The 6,238-nt window shown below is 77.0% G+C and carries 7 protein-coding genes and 1 pseudogene; 2 read left to right on the forward strand and 6 right to left on the reverse strand.

Going from position 1 to position 6,238, the window contains the following annotated elements; all coding sequences use genetic code 11:
* Positions 1 to 65: 65 nt before the first annotated feature.
* The 4 genes from AB0G14_RS24430 to AB0G14_RS24445 all read right to left on the reverse strand — a co-directional run bounded on the left by AB0G14_RS24430 (position 66) and on the right by AB0G14_RS24445 (position 2,858).
* On the reverse strand, positions 66 to 950 hold the full coding sequence (locus AB0G14_RS24430) for an NAD kinase (RefSeq protein ID WP_357463470.1): 885 nt from the start codon (positions 948 to 950) through the stop codon (positions 66 to 68).
* Positions 951 to 1,029: 79 nt separating this feature from the next.
* Entirely contained in the window at positions 1,030 to 1,890 is an 861-nt protein-coding gene (locus tag AB0G14_RS24435) for a TlyA family RNA methyltransferase (protein ID WP_357701055.1), read from the reverse strand.
* Between the two features lie 22 nt (positions 1,891 to 1,912).
* Positions 1,913 to 2,182, reverse strand: a complete 270-nt coding sequence (locus AB0G14_RS24440) for a hypothetical protein (RefSeq protein WP_357701057.1) — start codon at positions 2,180 to 2,182, stop codon at positions 1,913 to 1,915.
* Positions 2,183 to 2,207: 25 nt separating this feature from the next.
* Positions 2,208 to 2,858 carry a hypothetical protein gene (locus AB0G14_RS24445; RefSeq protein ID WP_357701059.1) on the reverse strand — a complete coding sequence of 217 codons (651 nt, stop codon included), beginning with the start codon at positions 2,856 to 2,858 and terminating at the stop codon, positions 2,208 to 2,210.
* 113 nt (positions 2,859 to 2,971) lie between these two features.
* Here AB0G14_RS24445 and AB0G14_RS24450 point away from each other — a divergent pair, with 113 nt between their 5' ends.
* A complete protein-coding gene (locus tag AB0G14_RS24450) occupies positions 2,972 to 3,310 on the forward strand; it encodes an SCP2 sterol-binding domain-containing protein (protein ID WP_357701070.1) in 339 nt (112 codons plus the stop codon).
* An 85-nt stretch (positions 3,311 to 3,395) separates the two neighbouring features.
* Here AB0G14_RS24450 and AB0G14_RS24455 read toward each other — a convergent pair whose 3' ends face one another.
* Both AB0G14_RS24455 and AB0G14_RS24460 read right to left on the reverse strand, forming a co-directional pair.
* Positions 3,396 to 4,406 (reverse strand): HAD-IIA family hydrolase, encoded by a 1,011-nt coding sequence (locus tag AB0G14_RS24455; protein ID WP_357701061.1) that lies wholly within the window; start codon positions 4,404 to 4,406, stop codon positions 3,396 to 3,398.
* On the reverse strand, positions 4,403 to 5,347 hold the full coding sequence (locus AB0G14_RS24460) for a Replicase polyprotein 1ab (RefSeq protein ID WP_357701072.1): 945 nt from the start codon (positions 5,345 to 5,347) through the stop codon (positions 4,403 to 4,405). The genes AB0G14_RS24455 and AB0G14_RS24460 overlap by 4 nt, the downstream gene beginning before the upstream one ends.
* Between AB0G14_RS24460 and AB0G14_RS24465 the strand changes: the two are divergent.
* A pseudogene (locus AB0G14_RS24465) lies at positions 5,312 to 6,238 on the forward strand (hypothetical protein); the annotation flags it as partial. The gene AB0G14_RS24460 and the pseudogene AB0G14_RS24465 sit on opposite strands and share 36 nt — an antisense overlap.

Genomic DNA, 6,238 nt, shown 5'->3' on the forward strand with positions numbered 1-6,238 from the left:
CCACCGGCCGGGACGCCCCGGTGAGGCCGGTCACCGCCGACCGGATACGCGCCACCGACGCGCCGTCAGCGGCGGTTGCCGCGCCAGCCGTGCACGGGCAGGTCGAACTTCGCCACCAGCCGGTCGGTGAACGGGCGGTCCCGCAGCCGCACGATGCGCACGGGCAGCGCGCCGCGCCGCACGGTGACCCGGGCCCCGGGCGGCAGGTCGTAGACGCGCCGGCCGTCGCAGGACAACACCGCGAGGGTGGTGAACGGGTCGACGGTGATGGCGAACGTGGAGGTGGGCGCGGTCACCAGCGGCCGGCTGAACAGCGCGTGCGCGCTGATCGGCACCAGCAGCAGGGCCTCCACCTCGGGCCACACCACCGGCCCGCCGCCCGAGAACGCGTACGCCGTCGAGCCGGTGGGGGTCGCGCAGACCACGCCGTCGCAGCCGTAGCGGGACAGCGGGCGGCCGTCCACGTCGACGAGCAGCTCCAGCATCTGGGCGCGCTCGCCCTTCTCGACGCTGATCTCGTTGAGCGCCCAGGACTCGATGGTCGGGCCGCCGTCGAACTCGGCGGTCACGTCCAGCGTGAGCCGCTCGTCCACGGTGTAGTTGCGGCCCACCACGTCCCGCACCGCGCTGTCCAGGTCGTCGATCTCCGCCTCGGCGAGGAAGCCGACCTTGCCGAGGTTGATGCCGAGCAGCGGCGCCTTCGCCGGCCGGGCCAGCTCGGCCGCGCGCAGGAACGTGCCGTCCCCGCCGAGCGCGAAGACGATCTCCGCGCCCTCGGCCGCCTCCAGGCCGGTCACCGGCACCACGCCGGGCAGGTCGAGGTCGTCGGCCTCCTCGGCGACGACCCGTACCTCGAAACCGGCCGCGATGAGGTCGGCGGCCACCGCCCGCGCGTGCTCGGTGCTGCGGCGGCGGCCGGTGTGGGTCACCAGCAGGGCCGTGCGGCTCACCGGGACGGCCGTCCCGTCACGCCCGCCCGGCACCCGCACCCGCGCGGCCCAGCCGCGACCGCGGGGCTCGCCTGCTCGCTCACCCGGCCACCTCCTCCGTCGCCGTGTCCGGCAGGTCGCCGGACGGCACCGGGCCCTGCGGCCCGGCGGTCACCACGGCACGCACCCGATCCGGGTCGGCCGGCGGTGCGTCCCGGCGTAACCATACGAAGAACTCGACGTTGCCGCTGGGCCCCGGCAGCGGGCTCGCGGCCACGTCGGCCAGACCGAGGTCGAGCCGCGCCGCCGCGGCGGCGACGTCGAGCACCGCCTCGGCGCGCAGCGCCGGATCGCGGACCACCCCGCCGGCGCCGACCCGCTCCTTGCCGACCTCGAACTGCGGCTTCACCATCAGCGCGAGGTCGCCGTCGGGCCGGGTGCAGCCGGCCAGCGCCGGCAGCACCAGCCGCAGCGAGATGAACGACAGGTCGGCGACCGTGACGTCGACCGGCCCCCCGATGGCCTCCGGAGTGAGCGTACGGACGTTGGTGCGCTCGAAGACCCGCACCCGGGGATCGTTGCGCAGCGGCCAGGCGAGCTGCCCGTAGCCGACGTCGACGGCCACCACCTCGGCCGCGTCGGCGCGCAGCAGCACGTCCGTGAAGCCGCCGGTGGAGGCGCCCGCGTCCAGGCAGCGCCGGCCGGCCACCCGCAGCCCGCCGGGGGCGAAGGCGGTCAGCGCGCCGGCCAGTTTGTGCCCGCCCCGGGAGACGTACTCCGAGCTGGGGTCCTCGCCCGTGACCAGCAGCGGGTCGGCGGGGTCGACCATCGCGGCGGGCTTGCGGGCGGGCACCCCGCGCAGCTGGACGCGGCCGGCCTCCACCAGCGCGGCGGCCTGCTCACGGGAGCGGGCCAGGCCGCGGCGGACGAGTTCGGCGTCCAGCCGGTTACGACGTGCCATGCGTGGTTCTTCTCCGGTCCGGTCAGGCCTGGTCGATGGTGGCGAGGGTTTCCCGCAGCGTCTCGTACGCCGCCTCGTACTGCGCGATCTGGTCGGCGGGGGCGAGCGTCGCGGCGTTGGCCATCGCGCGCACGGCGGCGTCGACGGCGGGGTGGCGCGCCTCGTCGAAATCGTCGAGCGGCTCGGGTCGCGGGGGCCCGGGGCGCGGTCCGGGCGTGGGGCCCGGCCGGGCAGCGGGCGGCGGGCCGGGACGGGCACCCGGGGGCGGGCCGGGACGGTGGGGGCCGGTCACGACCCGCTCCCGGCCGCGAGGCGGATCACGCCTCGCCGCCCGGCTGCTGCCTGCGGGCGGACGCCTTCTTCACCGGCCGGGCCGGTCCGGCGTCGGCGCCCTGGGCCTTCGCCGGCTGGACCTGCTCGACGTGGCTGCCCTCGGCCGGGGCGACGGCCGACGGCGCCCGTTTCGCCACCGCCTTCTTGGCCACGGCCTTCTTCGCGACCGCCTTCTGGGCCACCGCCTTCTTGGCCACCGCCTGCGTCGCGACGGGCGCGCCCGGCCCGGCCGTGGGGGGCGTGGCCGGCTCGGTGGCGCCCGGGGCCGCCGACGAGGTGGTGGGTGCCGCGGACGAGGTGGCGGGGGTCGCCGGCGACGGGGTGGCGGGGGTCGCCCTGGCCTCCCGGAGCAGGCGCTCCAGCTCGTGCACCCGGCGGGTCAGCTCGGCGACCTCGTCGGCGGTGGCGAGCCCCACCGCGCCGAGGGCCCGGTCGACCTCGAACCGGACCAGCTTGGTCAGCGCCTCCCGGTTCGCCGCGCCGGTGGAGACGAGTTCCTCGGCGAGCGCCTGCAACTGGCCGGCGGTCGCTCCGCCCGAGCCGACGAGGCGGCGCACCGCGTCCTGGGCCTTCTTCCGGGGCGCCTCCGTCAGGCCCATGGCCAGCTCGAGGTAGGCGCGCCACGCGTCCTGCATGCCTGAGTCCTTCCGCGGGGCGGGGGTGTGCAGGTGTCACGCTACCGGGCACCCCGCGAGGCCCTGTGCGGTACGGTGCCGGGGACGGCGTGGCGAACGGCGAGGGGGCGACAGTGGCCAGCGTGGACGAGTGCCGGCAGGCGTTGCAGGAGCTGGCCGCCCGGCTGGACCGCAACGCGGAGACGGTGCGGGAACGGATCGACCTGGACCGCACGCTGGCCTGCCGGATCACGGACCTGGACACGGCCTTCCACGGCCGGCTCGCCGACGGCCGCCTGGTCGACCTGACCGACGGCGACGACCCGAAGGCGAAGATCGCGCTGAGCACGAGCAGCGACGACCTGCTCGCGTTGGTCCGCGGTGAACTCGACATCACCCGCGCGGTCACGTCCCGGCGAGTGTCGATCAAGGCGAACCCGCTCGACCTGATGAAGCTGCGCAAGCTGCTCTGAGCCGCGGCCGAGGCAGCCTGCGCCGAGCCCCGGCCAGGGGCGGCCCGACCGCCGGGGTGGGACCGGGCCGGGAGGGCGGGACCGTTCAGGCGGACAGGCCGAACGCGGTCAGCGCCTGCCCGGCCGCCGCCGACCCGGCACGCACCCGCGTCGCGTCCCCGGTCCAGGCGGCCGCGCACAGCGCCGCCAGAGCGTCCAGCGGGCGGCCCGCCCCGGACAGCTCCAGCGCGCCGTCCCGCGACGCCACCGACCACCCGTCCGCCGGGCCCGGGACCCGCACCACCGCCGCCGGGTCGAAGAGCCCGCCGAGGTCCATCGCAACGTACGTCGGCCGGTGCTGCGGCGGGGCGACGAGCAGTTCGGTCGCGTCGCTGACGCCGGTGAGCACCAGCAGGCTGTCCAGGCCCGCCCGCCGGGCGCCCTCGATGTCGGTGTCCAGCCGGTCGCCGACCACCAGTGCCCGGCCCTCGCCGGCGCGGCGGGCCGCGGTGGCGAACAGCGCCGGCTCGGGCTTGCCGACGATCACGTCGGGATCCCGCCCGAGCGCGGTCCGCAGCGCGGCGACCAGCGCGCCGTTGCCCGGCAGCGGTCCCCGACCGCTGGGCAGCGTCCGGTCGGTGTTGGTGGCGATCCAGGTCGCCCCGCCGCGTACGGCCACCGACGCCTCGGCCAGGTCCACCCAGCCGACCTGCGGCCCGTACCCCTGCACGACGGCGACCGGCGACTCGTCGGCCCGGGACACCGGCGTCAGCCCGGCGGCGCGAACCTCGGCCCGCAGTGCCTCGGCGCCCACCACCAGCACCGCGGCGCCGGGGGGCAGCCGGTCGCGGAGCAACTCGGCGGCGGCCGCCGCGGAGGTGAGCACCTCCTCCGCCCGGGCGGGAACGCCCATCCCGGTGAGCAGGGCGGCCACCTCGCTGGAGCGGCGCGAGGCGTTGTTGGTCGCGTAGGCGACGCCCCGCCCCTCGGCGTGCAGCCGGCCGACCGCCTCGACGGCGCCGGGAATCGGCCGGTCGATCAGGTAGATCACCCCGTCCAGGTCGAACACGACCAGGGCGTACCCGTCGACCAGCCGCTCCCCGGCGTACGCCGTCATCGCTGCGGGGCGTCCGACTCGCCGGTGCCGGCCGACTCGCCACGGGCGGCGGCGTCGGTGGCGTCGGTCCCGGTGCCGTCGGCAGTGGGACCGGCCGCGACAGCGCGCGCCTCGTCGTCGGTCAGCTCGTCGTCGGCCAGGTCGTCCGTCGGCACGTCCGCGCTCCCGGCCTCGTCCCGCTCGTCGGCCGTCGGGCCGGCCTCGTCCCGTCGCCCGTCGTCGTCACGCTCGTCGCGCTCGGCGTCGCCGGTGAGGTCGGCATCCGGACAGGCCGGCACCGCACCCGGGGCGCCGGGGCCGGCGGCGATCGCCTCAGCGGACTCCTCGTCCTCCTCGTCGCCCTCGATCACCACACCGTCGAGCTCCAGCAGGCGCTCGGCGGCGTCGGTCTCGCCCTCGGTGTCCACGTCGGCCGCCCGGGAGAACCACTCGCGGGCCTCCTCGCGACGACCGACCGCGAGCAGCGCGTCGGCGTACGCGTAGCGCAGCCGGGCCGTCCACGGCTCGGCCGCCTCGGCGGTCAGCTCGGGAACCTGGAGCATGGCCACCGCGGCGTCCTTCTGGCCGAGGTCGCCGCGCGCGCCGGCCGCCACGATCAGCAGCTCGATCGCCACGGCCTGGTCCAGCTTCTCCCGGTCCGCGCCACGGAACAGGTCGATCGCCCGCTCCGCCCGGCCCAGCGCCCGCTCGCAGTCCGCGAGCACCGCCAGGTGGCTCTGCAGCCCGGTCATCCGGTGGTACGTGCGCAGCTCCGCGATCGCGGTCTGCCACTCCCCCGCGTGGTACGCGGCCAGGCCCACCGCCTCGCGGACGGCGGCGATCCGGGACGCCAGCCGACGGGCGGCCAGCGCGTGCGCCAGCGCCTCCGCCGGGTCCTCGTCGATCAGCTGACCCGTGGCCACCAGGTGTCGGGCGACCGTCTCGGCGACCGGCTTGGCCAGCGACAGCAGCTCGGCCCGGACATCCTTGTCGAGGTCGGTGGCGACGATCTCGTCGGGCAGCGCGGGAGCCTGGGTGCGCTCCCCCTCCGCCTCCGGTCGCTCCCGCCGCTCGTCGCGGCGCTCGCCACCCCGGAAACCGCCCTCGCGGTCACCACCCCGGTACCCGCCTTCGCGGCGCTCACCGCCACGGAAACCGCCCTCGCGGTCACCACCCCGGTAGCCGCCCTCACGACGCTCACCGCCGCGGTACCCGCCTTCGCGGCGCTCACCGCCCCGGTAGCCGCCCTCGCGGTCACCGCCCCGGTAGCCGCCCTCGCGGTCACCGCCGCGGTACCCGCCCTCGCGGTCACCGCCCCGGAAGCCGCCGCCCTGGCGCTCGCCGCCCTCACGACGGAACCCACCGTCGCGGCGCTCACCACCGCGGAAGCCCTCACGGTCGCCGCCACGGTAGCCACCCTCGCGGTCACCGCCACGGAAACCACCGCCGGGCCTGTCGCCACCCTCACGACGCTCACCGCCACGGAAACCGCCCTCGCGACGCTCACCGCCACGGAAACCCTCGCGGTCACCGCCACGGAAGCCGCCCTCACGGCGCTCGCCACCGCGGAAGCCACCCTCGCGGCGCTCACCACCGCGGAAGCCACCCTCGCGGTCACCGCCACGGAAACCACCCTCGCGACGCTCACCGCCACGGAAGCCACCCTCGCGGTCACCGCCACGGAAACCACCGCCGGGCCTGTCGCCACCCTCACGACGGTCGCCGCCACGGAAACCACCCTCACGGCGCTCGCCACCGCGGAAGCCACCCTCGCGGTCACCGCCACGGAAACCACCGCCGGGCCTGTCGCCACCCTCACGACGGTCGCCGCCACGGAAACCACCCTCACGGCG

This window comes from Micromonospora sp. NPDC023814 (assembly GCF_040639595.1).
Classification (GTDB): Bacteria; Actinomycetota; Actinomycetes; order Mycobacteriales; family Micromonosporaceae; genus Micromonospora.

Coding starts and splice junctions, on each gene's coding strand:
- AB0G14_RS24435 (WP_357701055.1), bottom strand. CDS start 1,890: ATGGCACGTCGTAACCGGCTGGACGCCGAACTCGTCCGCCGCGGCCTG.
- AB0G14_RS24455 (WP_357701061.1), bottom strand. CDS start 4,406: ATGACGGCGTACGCCGGGGAGCGGCTGGTCGACGGGTACGCCCTGGTC.
- AB0G14_RS24445 (WP_357701059.1), bottom strand. CDS start 2,858: ATGCAGGACGCGTGGCGCGCCTACCTCGAGCTGGCCATGGGCCTGACG.